Origin of the sequence: Mycobacterium parmense, assembly GCF_010730575.1 — a bacterium.
GTDB lineage: Bacteria > Actinomycetota > Actinomycetes > Mycobacteriales > Mycobacteriaceae > Mycobacterium > Mycobacterium parmense.
In genome coordinates this window covers 4,820,106-4,834,100 of sequence record NZ_AP022614.1, presented here as the reverse complement: position 1 = coordinate 4,834,100, position 13,995 = coordinate 4,820,106, and the positions used below count along the sequence as shown (strand labels likewise).

The 13,995-nt window shown below is 69.4% G+C and carries 15 protein-coding genes; 4 read left to right on the top strand and 11 right to left on the bottom strand.

The features are described 5' to 3' along the window. Window positions 1-51: 51 nt before the first annotated feature. The 3 genes from G6N48_RS22285 to G6N48_RS22280 all read right to left on the bottom strand — a co-directional run bounded on the left by G6N48_RS22285 (window position 52) and on the right by G6N48_RS22280 (window position 2,371). Complete coding sequence (locus G6N48_RS22285) at window positions 52-927, bottom strand: alpha/beta fold hydrolase (protein ID WP_179969902.1); 876 nt, start codon at window positions 925-927, stop codon at window positions 52-54. A 50-nt stretch (window positions 928-977) separates the two neighbouring features. Then, window positions 978-1,130, bottom strand: coding sequence for a hypothetical protein (locus tag G6N48_RS27755; protein ID WP_169718427.1), 153 nt, complete (start codon window positions 1,128-1,130; stop codon window positions 978-980). Between the two features lie 101 nt (window positions 1,131-1,231). Further along, a complete protein-coding gene (locus G6N48_RS22280; protein WP_085268301.1) occupies window positions 1,232-2,371 on the bottom strand; it encodes a TDT family transporter in 1,140 nt (379 codons plus the stop codon). 265 nt (window positions 2,372-2,636) lie between these two features. Between G6N48_RS22280 and G6N48_RS22275 the strand changes: the two genes are divergently transcribed. Beyond that, on the top strand, window positions 2,637-4,208 hold the full coding sequence (locus G6N48_RS22275; RefSeq protein ID WP_085268437.1) for an LCP family protein: 1,572 nt from the start codon (window positions 2,637-2,639) through the stop codon (window positions 4,206-4,208). A 77-nt stretch (window positions 4,209-4,285) separates the two neighbouring features. Here G6N48_RS22275 and G6N48_RS22270 read toward each other — a convergent pair whose 3' ends face one another. The 5 genes from G6N48_RS22270 to G6N48_RS22250 all read right to left on the bottom strand — a co-directional run bounded on the left by G6N48_RS22270 (window position 4,286) and on the right by G6N48_RS22250 (window position 8,651). Beyond that, window positions 4,286-5,077: an SDR family NAD(P)-dependent oxidoreductase gene (locus G6N48_RS22270; RefSeq protein ID WP_085268436.1), complete on the bottom strand. Its 792-nt coding sequence runs from the start codon at window positions 5,075-5,077 to the stop codon at window positions 4,286-4,288. 16 nt (window positions 5,078-5,093) lie between these two features. Continuing rightward, window positions 5,094-5,921, bottom strand: a complete 828-nt coding sequence (locus G6N48_RS22265; RefSeq protein WP_085268300.1) for an SDR family oxidoreductase — start codon at window positions 5,919-5,921, stop codon at window positions 5,094-5,096. Window positions 5,922-6,145: 224 nt separating this feature from the next. Beyond that, window positions 6,146-7,081, bottom strand: coding sequence for an enoyl-CoA hydratase (locus G6N48_RS22260; RefSeq protein WP_085268299.1), 936 nt, complete (start codon window positions 7,079-7,081; stop codon window positions 6,146-6,148). An 89-nt stretch (window positions 7,082-7,170) separates the two neighbouring features. Further along, complete coding sequence (locus tag G6N48_RS22255) at window positions 7,171-7,968, bottom strand: ABC transporter permease (RefSeq protein WP_085268298.1); 798 nt, start codon at window positions 7,966-7,968, stop codon at window positions 7,171-7,173. Next, a complete protein-coding gene (locus tag G6N48_RS22250) occupies window positions 7,965-8,651 on the bottom strand; it encodes an ABC transporter ATP-binding protein (protein WP_085268297.1) in 687 nt (228 codons plus the stop codon). Before G6N48_RS22250 ends, G6N48_RS22255 begins: the two co-directional genes overlap by 4 nt. Before the next feature lie 93 nt (window positions 8,652-8,744). On the opposite strand from G6N48_RS22250, the gene G6N48_RS22245 reads away from it, so the two are divergent. The 3 genes from G6N48_RS22245 to G6N48_RS22235 all read left to right on the top strand — a co-directional run bounded on the left by G6N48_RS22245 (window position 8,745) and on the right by G6N48_RS22235 (window position 11,049). Then, window positions 8,745-8,909 (top strand): hypothetical protein, encoded by a 165-nt coding sequence (locus G6N48_RS22245; protein ID WP_139825684.1) that lies wholly within the window; start codon window positions 8,745-8,747, stop codon window positions 8,907-8,909. Next, window positions 8,910-10,403, top strand: coding sequence for an alpha,alpha-trehalose-phosphate synthase (UDP-forming) (locus G6N48_RS22240; RefSeq protein ID WP_085268296.1), 1,494 nt, complete (start codon window positions 8,910-8,912; stop codon window positions 10,401-10,403). Between the two features lie 67 nt (window positions 10,404-10,470). Then, window positions 10,471-11,049 (top strand): hypothetical protein, encoded by a 579-nt coding sequence (locus tag G6N48_RS22235; RefSeq protein ID WP_085268295.1) that lies wholly within the window; start codon window positions 10,471-10,473, stop codon window positions 11,047-11,049. Window positions 11,050-11,062: 13 nt separating this feature from the next. On the opposite strand, the gene G6N48_RS22230 is transcribed toward G6N48_RS22235, so the two are convergent. From G6N48_RS22230 to G6N48_RS22220, 3 genes are read right to left on the bottom strand one after another with little or no spacing between them, the layout of a single operon-like run. Next, window positions 11,063-11,545: a mammalian cell entry protein gene (locus G6N48_RS22230; RefSeq protein ID WP_139825697.1), complete on the bottom strand. Its 483-nt coding sequence runs from the start codon at window positions 11,543-11,545 to the stop codon at window positions 11,063-11,065. Between the two features lie 8 nt (window positions 11,546-11,553). Further along, entirely contained in the window at window positions 11,554-12,264 is a 711-nt protein-coding gene (locus tag G6N48_RS22225) for a mammalian cell entry protein (protein ID WP_085268293.1), read from the bottom strand. Next, entirely contained in the window at window positions 12,261-13,994 is a 1,734-nt protein-coding gene (locus G6N48_RS22220; protein WP_085268292.1) for a virulence factor Mce family protein, read from the bottom strand. The genes G6N48_RS22225 and G6N48_RS22220 overlap by 4 nt, the downstream gene beginning before the upstream one ends. Window position 13,995: the final 1 nt, after the last annotated feature.

Genomic DNA, 13,995 nt, shown 5'->3' with positions numbered 1-13,995 from the left:
GTGTCGCCGTAATCGGCTATCGACACAGTTGCCCGGGCTGCGCTGACCGCGTCACGCGGAATCGACGTGCCGGTCGAGGAAGTCCAAGACGGCGTTCGCGAAGATGTCATTACGATCGCCGGCCACCATGTGGCCGGCGCCGAGAACGTCGGTGAATTCTACCTGCGGAAAGCGTGCGAGGAACTCGTCGGCGCGTTCCTGGCTCACGAGATCGCTCATCTGTCCGCGGATCAGCAGCATCGGCACGCCGTTGCCGACGATTTCCGCGACCGCGGCGTGCATGCGGTCGGCATCGGTGACCTCGAAGGGCGGAAATGCGGCGGTGCCGCTGATGAACTGCGGATCCCAATGCCAATACCAGCGGTCGCCGCGGCGGCGCAGGTTGGTGGTCAGGCCTTCCAGATCGGTCGGCCGGGGACGGTGTGGGTTGTATTCGGCGATCGCGTCGGCAACCTCGTCCAGTGATTCGAACCCGGACTCCACCCGGTCGGCCATGAAGGCGTGGATGCGATTGGCTCCGGACTGGTCCATGTTCGGCACGATGTCTACCAGGACGACGGCGCTGGCGACGCCCGGCATCAATTCGCCGGCCAGCAGCATCGAAGTGAACCCTCCCAGCGAGGCCCCGACCAGCACCGGTTGTGGAGGCAGGCCGGTGAGCACCTCTTGGACATCGGCGGCGAAGCTGACGACGCGGTAGTCGCCGTCGCTCGACCAGTCCGATTCCCCGTGGCCGCGCAGGTCGATCGTCACCGCCTGCCAGCCCCGTCGAGCGACGGCAGCGGCGGCCTTACCCCAAGAGCGGCGGGTCTGCCCTCCGCCGTGCAGGAACACCACGGCGCGCGCCTGCGGATCGCCCAGGCGATCGGCGGCGATGCGGACCCCGCCGGGCCCGTTGGTCCAGAAGAGTTCGGGTGCCGTGGGCATCAGGTGATATTAAGGCCCCCAGCGCCCCCGCCGGGCCCGGCAGCCGGCTACTACCGCCGGGCGCCGCGCCACGCCCTGGCGAATCGCCGGGCGATGTCGCCCAGCCGGCCGCCCGCCCGCTGCGATTCCCTGATCTTGCCGAGGGTCTGGCGACTGTCTTCGGCGTAGTCCTGGACGGATTCGTTGCCTTCCTCGGCGCGCATGCACATTCCTCCTGCTCGGTGGCGGCCCGGCCGTGCTCAGCCGTCCGGCGGCTCCAGGAGGCCTACCCGCCGCAGCGGTGAATCGAAACGTCGCCCGATCCTCAGCGGACCCGATCCTTGCTGGCCTTGACCGGCGCCGCGCTCGGCGGCAGCGTGAGCAGGCCGCCGCGCACACTGCCGCGAGCGGTGCGGACGGCCACCAGCAACCAGGTGAGCAGCAGACCGGCGTAGGCGACGACGGCGGCCACCGCGAACGCGCCGAGGTGGGTGTGGGCGGCGAGCTGCGAGGTGCCCGTGACGAACGTTCCCACCGGGAACGTCAGGCTCCACCACGTCAGCGCGAAGGGCATCCCGCGCCGCAGGGTGCGCACCGTCAGCGACGTCGCCAACGCGATCCACAGCACGGCGAAGCCCCACACCGGAACCCCGTACAGGATTGCGAACGCGTCCATTTCCTCGGCGATCCGGCGGTCGACCGCGAGCCTCGCGCCGGCACCGAGAAGTCCCACAGCGGTGATGGACTGGCCGAGCGGCCCCAGCACGATCCACAGCGTGGGCACGCGTGCGGACCCGGAGGTGCCGTACATGGTCAGGCGCGTCCAGATCATCGAGATGACGTTCAACGAAGCCACCAACGACAGCCCGAACATCGCGTAACACCCGTACAGCATCGTCGCGCGTGCGGCGCCCGCGGCCAGGTGCGGCAGCAGCAGCGCCCCCGTCGCGGCCGAGACCATGGGCGGCACCACCGGCATCAACCATCCGCCGAATGCTGCGTCGGGCTCGACGTCGTGCTGGGTGAACATGAAGAAGGGAATGCTGACCGCGGTGAACAGGCCGCCGAGGGTGCCGCAGGACCACAGCACCCAGTCGAGGTCGACGGCGATGCGCTCGCCCATGAGATTCCGCCCGACCAGCACCGCGCCCGCGCCGACCGTCAGCAACGCCATGGGCGCGGCGCCGTAGAAGTGGGCCATCTGCGGGTTGCGGGCATGGGTGCGGGCGACGGTGGGGTGGCGCAGCCAGTGGCCGCCGACCACGACGATCAGCACCACCAGCAGGACCGCGGCGATCACCCACACGGCCTCGGTGAACACGTGCAGCCCCACCACACGGATGGGCAGGCCGGCGCCGGCGGTGGCCACGATGCCCGTTCCCATAACCGATGCGAACCAGTTGGGCCCGATGTTGCCCAGTACCTCCACTCGGGTCCGTGCCTCACCCGGGTTTGCTGTGGTCATAGCTGTGAGACCCTACTGCGCGGAAGCGGCCAAGCGGTGCGCTTCTCACCGGCGCCAACATCCGCGTTTATTACAAGTCGGGCGAGGAATCGATAAACACGGGCTAACAGTTGCGGCCACACCGCAGTGACCAAGGCCACATCTGTGCTTCGAATACGACCCACACCCCGGGCTAACGCATACTTGACACCATGTTCCGAGCGACGTCGCCATGCAGCGCCGGCCCGGCGCCCGGTGGTGCGCTGGGTGCGAGCTGGAGTCGGTGATGGCGCGAGCCGGCGGTGCGCACCACCGCCATCGAGCCGTTCGGAAGCCCTCCCGCCTGCGCAAGGGGCTGGCGCGCAGCTTCATGGCGCTGGTCTCGGTGGGCGCGGTGCTGATGACCGCCGCCGGATATTACGTGGCTCACGGCGCGCTGGGTGGCATCACGGTTTCCGAAGCCCTGCGGCCCGAGGACCCACGGTCCAGCGGCGACAACATGAACATCCTGCTCATCGGCTTGGACTCCCGCAAAGACCAGGACGGCAACGACCTGCCGTGGTCCATCCTCAAGCACCTGCACGCCGGCGATTCAGACGACGGCGGCTACAACACCAACACGCTGATCCTGGTGCACGTCAGCGCCGACGACAAAGTGGTCGCGTTCTCCATTCCTCGCGACGACTGGGTCGCCTTCAACGGCGTGCCGGGCTACAACCACATCAAGATCAAAGAGGCGTATGGGCTGACCAAGCAATACGTGGCGCAGAAATTGATCAATCAGGGTGTCAGCGATCAGAAGGAGCTCGAGACCAAGGGCCGCGAGGCCGGCCGGGCGGCAACCCTGCGCGCGGTGCGCAACCTGACCGGCGTCCCGATCGACTACTTTGCCGAGGTCAACCTGGCGGGCTTCTACGACCTGGCCCAGACGCTGGGCGGTGTCGAGGTCTGCCTGAACCACGCCGTGTACGACTCCTATTCCGGCGCCGACTTCCCGGCCGGGCGGCAGCGCCTCGACGCCGCACAGGCGCTCGCGTTCGTCCGGCAGCGTCACGAGTTGGACAACGGGGACCTCGACCGCACCCATCGCCAGCAGGCGTTCATCTCCTCCGTCATGCAGGAGCTGCAGGCGTCGGGCACCTTCACCAACCTCGACAAGCTCAAGAGCCTGATGGCGGTGGCACGCCGGGACCTGGTGCTGTCGGCGGGCTGGAACGACGACATGATCCAGCGCCTGGGGGCGCTGACCGGCGGGAACATCGAATTCCGAACGCTGCCGGTGGTGCGTTACGACAACATCGACGGCCAGGACGTCAACATCGTCGACCCGTCGGCGATCAAGGCGGAGGTGGCCACCGCGATCGGGTCCGTCTCGCCGAGCACCACCGCGGCCACCACGGCGGCCAAGCCGAGCCCGTCGACCGTCGTCGACGTGATCAACTCGGGCAGCATCAGCGGGATGGCCACCGAGGTGTCCCGCGCACTGAAGAATCGCGGGTACACCGCGGGCCAGGTCCGCGATCGCGAGTCCGGCGAACCCAAGACGACCTCGATCGCGTACGGCGCCGGCGCGCAGACCGACGCCAAGAACCTCGCCGCGATGCTGGGCATGGACGCCCCGATCCAACCCGATCCGAGTATCCAGGCAGGTCACATCCGGATCACCGTCGACACCAACTTCGCGATGCCGCCCCCGGACGACAGCACGGTGGACGACACGACCACCACGACGACGACCACCACCACTGCCAGCGGCAAGTCGAGCCAATACGGCTACGGCTACGACGCCACGACCACCTATCCGACGCCCGATCAGGGAAAGCCGATCGACGGTGGCGGGGTGCCCTGCGTGAACTAGCGGCGATCGCAAGCGCGGCGAAGCCGGGCGAAGCGCGGCGATCGCAAGCGCGGCGAAGCCGGGCGAAGCGGGTCGCGTCAGGCGTGGGTGCCGCCGTCGATGCGTATCTCGGTGCCGGTGATGAACGCGCCGTCCTCGGACACCAGCATGGCGATCACCCCGGCAACCACCGAGGGATCGGCCATGCCCGTTCCGCTGGACTCCACGGTGGTGGGCAGGATCGGCATCAGCCTCGAAAACAGCGACCAGTCCGCATCTTTGGGGATCAAGCCGCCTGTCGCATCGGTGATCCCGGACTTGATGCTGCCCGGCGCCACGCACACCGCGCGCAGCCCCTCACGCGCGTATTCCAGCGCCAGGGAATGGGTGAACGCCTGGATGCCGCCCTTGCTCGCCGCGTAGGCCGCCATGTACGGGTGGGCGAACGACGCCGAGGTGGAGCTGAAGTTCACGACGGCGCTGCGCGCGTTGGCCAGCAGCGCTGGGAGCGCCTCGCGGACCACCAGGAAGGTGCCGGTGAGGTTGATGCCGACGATCTGGCTCCACAGCTCCAGGCTGGTCTCGTGGGTGTGGGCGGCGCGCAGGACTCCGGCGGCGTTGACCAGCGAATCCAGTCCGCCAAGTGTCTCGACGGCCCACGAGACGCCGTCGATCACGGAGCGTTCGTCGGCGACGTTCATCTCGCGGGTGGTGAGCCGGTCACCGGTCCCGTTTTCGTCTGCCCGCGCCTGAGTCTTGGCCAGGCCGTCGGCCGCGACATCGGCGCCCACCACCGCGGCACCTTCGTCCAGCAACCGCAGCGCGGTGGCCTGACCGATGCCGGACGCGGCGCCGGTCACCAGGATGCGCTTGCCTTCGAGTCGCGTCATCGCAGCTTGCATGTGCTCACACCACCCCACGCAGCCCCTCGGCGCCGAACGCGGGCTCCAGCATGGCCGAATAATCGGGGCCGCGGCGCAGCATCAGGCCACCGTCGACGTTGATGACCTGCCCGGTGATGTAGCAGGCTGCGTCGCTGAGCAGGAACATCGCCAGGTTGGCGACGTCTTCGACTTCACCGGGCCGCGGCAGGGGGGTGCACTGCGCGTAGTCCGCGCTCAGCTCCGGCAGGGCGAACACCGGCGCCACGAGGTCGGTGCGGATCAGGCCGGGCCGGATGCTGTTGACCCGCACCCACGACGCGCCCAGCTCGTCGGCGGCCAGCTGCATCATGTGGTCGACGGCCGATTTGCTGACCCCGTAAGCGCCGAACCAGCGGTGGGTGTTGCTAGCCGCGATCGACGAGATGCCGACGAAGGAGCCACCACCACCGCGGACCAGCTCGCGTGCGACGTGCTTGAGCACGTACATGGTGCCGTTGACGTTGAGGTCGACGGTGCGCCGCCACGCCTCCGAGTCGATCTGGGTGATCGGCCCGATTGTCTCGGATCCGCCCGCGCAGTGCACCGCGCCGTGCAGTTGCCCGTGCCAGGCCGTCGCGGCGTCCACCGCGCGGGTGGCTTCGTCCTCGTTGGTGACGTCGGCGGGCTCGTAGCGAATGTGCCCGGGCCCGCGCGCCTCGAGCTCCTCGGCGGCGCCGGCCAGCCGGTCGGCGTTGCGCCCGACGATCATGACGTTGGCGCCCGCAGCGACGAGTCCGGCCGCGACGCCCTTGCCGATTCCGCTGCCACCACCGGTGACCAGGTACGTCCGGTTCTCGAAAGAAAGCTGCACGCAATCCCCTAACGCCAAAACTGAAACAGGTTCTAGCATAGGGCAGCCGTGACACCCGTCACGATGGCCTCCGACAACGGAGGTGACCGGTCTGCACGTCTCCCCGCGGCAGCCGCAAACCCCGCGTCAGCACCGCGTTTGTCGGCCGCAAGGCGGCCGGCCCGGTGCCCGCTCCCTCAGTGACCGGTGGGCTGCACCGGCGTCGGTGAGCGCACCGACTGCGACTACGGGGTGTCGCGGGTCGCCAGCTTCGTCGGCTTGGCGTTGCGCCAGTCCTCGACGTCGGGCGGCAGGCCCACCGGGTAGCGGTTCTCGTTGTGGGCCGCCCAGTGCGCGTGCCCGAGCTCGTGGATGTGGAAAGCGTGCCGCAGCGCCTCGGTGAACCCCATCGCGTCGGAGGCGGCGTTCACCGAATCCTTCACCAGCAGCGCCGCCATCGTCGGCCGGTCGGCAATACGCCGCGCGAATTCCAATGTCTTGTCCGCTAATTCGTCGACGGGGAAGACCTTGGACACCATGCCCAGCCGGTAGGCCTCGTCGGCGTCGAGCGCATCCCCGGTCAGCAGCAGCTCCTTGGCCTTGCGAGGGCCGAATTCCCAAGGGTGAGCGTAGTATTCGACGCCCGGCATGCCCATGCGCACCGCCACCACGTCGCTGAACTTCGCGTTGTCGGCGGCCACGATGAGGTCGCACGCCCAGATCAGCATCAGGCCCGCCGAGATCGCGTTGCCCTGCACCTGGGCGATGGTGATCTTGCGCAGATCGCGCCAGCGGCAGGTGTTTTGGAAAAAGTAGTGCCACTCCTGCAGGTAGGTCTTCTCCGCCACGGGATCGCGGGTGGCGCCGTTGATCCGGAAGGTCGGGTGCTGGCCGGGCCCGGGCTGCCGCTCGGCGAGAGCCAATTCGGAGCCCAGGTCGTGGCCGGCGGAGAAGTTGCGGCCGCGCGCGGCCAGGATCACCACCCGGACGCCGTCGTCTGCCTCAGCCCGCAGGAATGCCTCGTCGAGCTGCACCAGCAGGCCGCGGCTCTGCGCGTTGTGGGACTCGGGACGGTTGAGCCAGATCCGGGCGACGCGGCCGTCGTCGAGGGTCTCGTAGCTCACCAGGCCCTCGGCGTCGGCGCCGCCCGCTTTCGCGTCGGCTTGCTCGGAAAGTGTCATTGCAGCCCACCTCGCATCGGTTGTCAGGTCAGACCCGTTTACACATTACGGCCAGTGTGTAACCGGGCCCGCGCAGGGTCGGCGGCCCGTCAGCGGCGCGAGCCGGCGCGGTCGCGCCGCCGGCCGAGCGGCAATAGCCGGTGGTCGCGGGTGAACACCAGGCGGACCAGGCCGAGCGCCACCACCACGGTGGTGGCCGCGACCGACCCCAGGATCAGGAACATGACGACGGCCTGCACGAGCACGGCCTGCACCGGGTGCACGCCCGCCAGGATGAGGCCGGTCATGGCGCCCGGGAGGAATACCAGCCCGGTGGCCTTCGTGGTCTCGATTTGAGGAGATATCGCCGAGCGCAACGCTATTCGCAGATAGGGTGCCGCGGCCTGGCGGGACGGCTGGCCGAGGGCCAGGCGCGCCTCGACCTCGTCGCGCTTGTCGCGCAGCTCGTCGACCAACCGCCGGGCGACCAGCACCATCGCCGTCATCGAGTTCCCGATCATCATCCCGGCGATGGGCACCAGCGTCCGCGCCTGCAGCGGGAACACCCGCAGCCCGAAGATCACGCCAAGGGTGACCACCGCCGCGGCGGTGAACGCGGCGATGGCCAGCGGCGCCAGCCTCGGCACCTCCGGCGCGCGCCGGTGCGCGACGTCACCGGCGTAGGCGATCATGCCCGCCGTCCACGCCCACGACCACCACAGCGACCGGCCGGGCGCGAACAGCAGCGTGAGCGCCCCGCCGACCAGCAGCAGCTGGGCCAGCGCACGGGCCGCCGCCCACAGCACCTGACGCTCCAGGCCCAACTGCTGCCACAGCGAAATGGCTGCCGCGAGCACCACCAGGGCCAGCGACGCCGCCAGCCCGACCCAGCCGACCTGACCGTTCATTTCGCCACCGTCCCGTCGCCCGGCCGCGGCGCCGTCGGCTCCAACCCGCGGCTGCGGCCCCGCTGCACGCGCAGGACGCGGTCGGCGGCCCGCCCGACCTGCGACGCGTCGTGGGAGACCCAAAGGGCCGGGATCCCGTCAGCGGCCAGCTCGCGCACCGCGCGCTCGATTACCTCGGCCGCTTCGGCATCCACCGCCGACGTGGGTTCGTCGAGCAGCAACACCTCGGGCCGCGCCATCAGCGTGCGCGCCAGGCACATGCGCTGTGCCTCCCCTCCCGACAGCGCTCCGGCGTCGCGGTCCAGCCACGATCCCGTCAACGCGACGCGGGCCAGCGTGTCCCTCATCCGCTCCGCGGAAGCCGCCGGGTCGGCCGCCCGCAGGTTGTCGGCCACCGTGCCGGGAAACGGGGTCGGGCGCTGGAAGCACATGCCCACCCGGCGCCGCAGCACCAGCGGGTCGATCTCGACGATGTCGGTTCCTCGGAACATCACTCGCCCACTGGTCGGCACCTCGAGCCGATTGCACAGCCGAAGCAACGTGGACTTGCCCGACCCCGACGGCCCGAACACCGCCGTCACCCCCTGGGCCGGGATCGTCGCCGTGAGCCCGTCGAGCGCCCGCACGCCCTCCCGCTCGACCACAACGTCGATGAAATCGAAGACCGACTCCTCACCCGCCACGATGTTCAGCCTATGGCGCCGCCGGCGTGACCGGCGTCGTCGTCCGAAGTGGGACGCCTGCGGGTGGACACGGGCTTCGCCTACAGTTGACTCATGGCTACGAAATCTGATCCTGCCGAGATCGGCGATGTCGAACCGGTGGCAGACAGCACCGCCAGCCAGGCCAGACGTGTCGTCGCGGCCTACGCGACCGACGCCGACGAGTGCCGGGTGTTCCTGTCCATGCTTGGTATTGGGCCGGCGAAGCTCGACACGTAAATGGCGTCCCCGGAAGGGCGGTCCACGGCGAAGGGCCCGGAGCCTGCGCGCTTCGGGCATTCCGACTTCGTCGTCGTCGCCAACCGGCTGCCCGTCGACCAGGAGCGGCTGCCCGACGGCACCACCGCATGGAAACGCAGCCCCGGCGGGCTGGTCACCGCCCTCGAGCCGCTCTTGCGCCGGCGACGCGGGGCGTGGGTCGGCTGGCCGGGCGTCGTCGACGAAGACGTCGAGGGCCGCGACGAGCCGATCCTTCAGGAGGACCTCGAACTGCGTCCGGTGCGGCTGAGCGCCGCCGACGTCGCCGAGTACTACGAGGGATTCTCCAACGCCACGCTGTGGCCGCTGTATCACGACGTCATCGTCAAACCCATCTACCACCGCGAATGGTGGGACCGCTACGTTGCGGTCAACCGTCGCTTCGCCGACGCCACGTCCCGCGCCGCCGCCAAGGGTGCCACCGTGTGGGTGCAGGATTACCAGCTGCAACTGGTGCCCAAGATGCTGCGCGAGTTGCGTCCCGACCTGGTCATCGGGTTCTTCCTGCACATCCCCTTTCCGCCGGTGGAGCTGTTCATGCAGCTGCCCTGGCGCACCGAGATCGTCGAGGGCCTGCTCGGCGCCGACCTGGTCGGCTTCCATCTGGCCGGCGGGGCGCAGAACTTCCTGATCCTGTCGCGCCGGCTGATCGGCGCGAACACCTCCCGGGGATCGGTCGGGGTCCGGTCGCGGTTGGGCGAGGTGGAACTCGCTTCCCGCACGGTGCGCGTCGGCGCCTTCCCCATCTCCATCGACTCGGCCGACCTGGACGCGAAAGCCCGCCACCGCGACGTCCGGCGCCGCGCCCGCGAGATCCGCGCCGAGCTCGGCAACCCGCGCAAGATCCTGCTGGGCGTCGACCGCCTCGACTACACCAAGGGCATCGACGTCCGGCTCAAGGCCTTCTCCGAACTGCTCGCGGAAGGGCGGGCAAAACGCGACGACACCGTGCTGATCCAGCTGGCGACCCCGAGCCGCGAACGCGTGGAGAGCTACCAGATCCTGCGCAACGACATCGAACGCGAGGTTGGCCACATCAACGGCGAGTACGCCGAGGTCGGGCACCCCGTCGTGCATTACCTGCACCGTCCGGTCCCCCGCGACGAGCTGATCGCGTTCTTCGTCGCCGCCGACGTCATGCTGGTCACCCCGCTGCGCGACGGGATGAACCTGGTGGCCAAGGAGTACGTGGCCTGCCGCAGCGATCTCGGCGGCGCGCTCGTGCTGAGCGAATTCACCGGCGCCGCAGCCGAACTCCGAACTGCCTACCTGGTCAACCCGCACGACCTCGAGGGGGTCAAAGACGCGATCGAGGCGGCGCTCAACCAGTCGGTGGAGGACGGGCGGCGGCGGATGCGCGCGATGCGGCGCCAGGTGCTCGCCCACGACGTGGACCGCTGGGCGCGGTCGTTCCTCGACGCGCTCGCCGAACCGCATTCTCAGCCCGGCGGATAGGCCAATTCCCTTGGTGTCGCGAGGCCAACGCTGTGATACTCGACGCAGCGACGGAGGGAGACATCGGATGAGGCTGCGTCACGGTCTGGCCGCCGGCGCCGGCATCTTCGGCGCGGTGGCCCTCGGCGTCGCGCTCGAGTCAGGCGAACCGGCGCAGGCGGTCGCGCCCCCGGCCGACGGCACGTACATCTTCAACCAGGCGGGCGTGTCCGGGGTGACCTGGACGGTGACGGCGCTGTGCGACCAGGTCAACGGCAGCCGCTACTACAAGGACTATTCCAACCCCGACATCATGGCCGACTTCTGCGCCCTGAACGTGGTGAGCGCCACCGACGAACAGATCAGTCGCGAGGACAAGCTGCACAATTACAGCGGCCGGGCCCGGCTGGTCAGCGGACTGTGGACATTCAAGGTCGACATGGCCGACGGCGTCTTGTGCCCGGGCGGCGGCACCGGGACCTCCACCGAAACCTACGCGTTCGACAACGAGACGATGTCCGGCACGCACACCAGCCTGCACGGCGCCGTGTGCGGCATGCAGCCCGCGATGAGCAAGCAACCGTTCTCGCTGCAGCTCGCGGGTCCGCCGCCCAGCCCGATCCAGCGATATCCGTTGCTGTGCAACGACATCGCGATGTGCTCCTAGGCCGGCCGCAGGGCTAGATGGGCGTGATGTAGGCGATCAGCCACTGCTTGCCGATCTTCTTGAAATCCACCCGCAGCCGGCTGCCGTCGTAGAGCGGCTGGCGCGACTTGTCGGTGACCGTCCGGTTCATGTAGACCATCACCGAGGCCGAGTCCCGTTGTGCGGTCATGACTCCCACACCCACGACGTTGGCCTGGACCACCACCTCACGCTTCTTGGCCTCCGGGATGATCTGCGTGTTGGCGCTCTTGCGGAACTCCTGCCGGTAGTCGGGGGTCAGCAGCGGGTACGCGTCGCTGAGGCTGCGTTCGACGGTCTGATAGTCGTAGGCGAACACCTCGGGGATCTCCTTGGCGGCCAGCTGCGGCAGCACCGCGCGGGCCGCCTGCTCGCCGCGGGTCTGCACCCTGTCCCAGTAGAACCAGCCCGCCGCCGCCGACAGCCCGACGAACGCCGCGACCAGCAGGACGCCCGCGACCGCGGCCAGCCGGCGCAGCCACCGCATCAGTTGCCCCCGTCGGGATACTTCAGGTCATAGCCGGTCATGTGCCCGGCCTCGTCCTCGTGCACGATCACGCGCAGCCGGTAGGGCATCGACGGCTTGTTCACCCCGTCGATGTCAGCGACCGTGACGCGCACCGACACCAGCACCGACGCGTTGTCGGTGACGTTGTCGACGCCTTCGAGGGCGGCGCCGTTGACGACGGCCTCCGAGGTCGCGTTGGTGGAGCGGAACAGTCCCTTGAGGTTCTCGATGTTGTTGTTGGCTCCCAGCATGCCGCGCAGCGGGCCGCTGGTGCCGTCGAAGAACCGGTTCACGCTCTCGTCGATGTTGTCCTGCTTGTAGCTGAACATGTTGATCACCGTTTGCGTGGCGGTGTCGACGAAGCGCTGGTCGCGAGCCCGCTGGGCGTCGGCATGACGTTGCTGCAGCACCAGGAAGGCCACGCATCCGGCCAGCGCACCGACCGCGAGGAGCACCGCGGCCAACGCGATGCACGCCACCAGCACTCGATGCGGGGGGCGCCGCGGCGGCGGTTTGACCGGCTTGAGTGCCGTGACCGGTTTCGGGGGCTGCTTCGGTGCGCCGGGCGCATCGACCCGCGCCGTGCCGGCCGGGCTCGACCCGTTCGTCGCGGGCCCGGCCGCGCGGGACGCCCGCCTGCGGACGTGCGCTGTGGTTGGTTGCTCGTCTGCCACTACTCGATCCTTCAGAGGGGCCTCGGATCAAGCATGAGGTCCACCCAGTTCTCGGCGCTGGATCCGCCGCCCCCGCCGGGCGCGAAAATACCAGTGCCGCCCGCCGGGTCCACAAACGCGCCGGTCTTCTGGTCGTACGTGGTGTACGACGGGCCGCTGGCCTGCGGCTGCGGGCCCGGCGCCGGGGCGGGCGCCCCCCACGGCTTCTCCGGTCCCGGGCCCGGCGGCGGCGGGTTGATCCCTTCCGGCGGTGGTGGCGGCGGCAACCACTTCGGGTACGGCAGCGCAGGCGGGACCGGCGGCACCCCGGGTGGCTGCCACGACGTGAAGGGCGGCGGCGGCCCGTTGTCGTTGGGCGGCGGCGGGTCGTAGGCCGGCTGGTGCCCGGGCATCGGCCCCGGGCCGGGCGTCACACCGGGGGGCGGCGGGCCCACGATCGGCGTGCCGGGATCCGGTTCGGCACCCGGCGGAATGTAAGGAAACTTGTTGGGCGGCAACACGTTCAGCCCGTTGGTCACCGGGGCGTCATACGGGATGGGCGGACCGCGCCAGGGGTTGCGGCCGACGGGCACATAGCCTTTCGGGTCGCGGCACAGCTGGATGGTCGGGGCCCGTTTGCCGGGGAACTCCTGGCACGGGTAATTGCGCGCTCCGCGCACAGTGCTGGGATCGTTCTGCGCGACCTTGCAGTACATGTCCCTCGGGAGCTCGCGCAGCGTCTCGTCGGCGGGCGTGCGCATCAGCGGCGGCGGCAGGAAACCGACGGCGCAAGGCGGCGGGTCGTTGAGGTCGAGCTTGAAGTCCAGCTTGGCGCCCTCGTCCTGCGGGGCCCCGCCGGCCGCAGTGGTTATGGCGGCGAACAGCGCCGGCAGCACCACCAGCAGGTGCTCGATCGACTTGTGGTAGATCACGCCGACCCGGCCCAGGTTGGCCAGGCTGGCGGCCAGCGCCGGGAACGACGGGCGGATACCGGAGAATGCGGTGCTGGCCTCGTCGGCCGCGCCCGGGGCGATGTCCAGCGTCGTGCGAAGCTGCGGGTCGGCCTGGCGCACCTCGGAGGTGAACCGCGCCAGCCCGTCGGACAGGCTCTTGATGTCGGCGCCGGCGCGAATCTGGGCCTGCAGGAACGGGCCGGCCTGGTCGATCAGCTGGGAGACCTGCGGATAGTCGGCGTTGGCCTCGTCGACCAGCATGCGAGCCGACTCGATCAGCCTGGCGAGCTCGGGACCCGACCCGTTGGTCGCGACGAACGTCTCGTGCAGCAGCTCGCGCAACCGCGTGTCACCGATGCTGTTGACCAGCGCCTCCGCCCGCTTCAGCAGGTCGGCGACGTCCTGGCCGATTCGGGTGTTCTGCCGTTCGATCCGAAACCCGTTGTGCAGCTTGCCGGTCGCCGGCGGGTTCGGGGGCACCAGATCGATGTACTGCTCACCGACCGCCGACACGCTCTTGACGGTTGCGGTGACGTTCGACGGGATGGGGGTCCCGCTGTTCAGCCGCATTCGGGCGGTGACGCCGCTGGGGTTCAGCCCGACCGACTCCACCCGGCCCACGGCGACCCCGCGATACGTGACGTTGGCGTTAGGATACAACCCGCCGCCGGCGACGAAATCGGCTGTGCCGGCGTAGGTCCCGAGGCCGAACGTGGCGGGCAGGCGCAGGTAGAAGATCGCCATCACGGTCAGGGTGAGCGCGGTGATCACGGCGAAGATGGCGAGCTGGATCTTGGTGAGCTTGTCGATCATC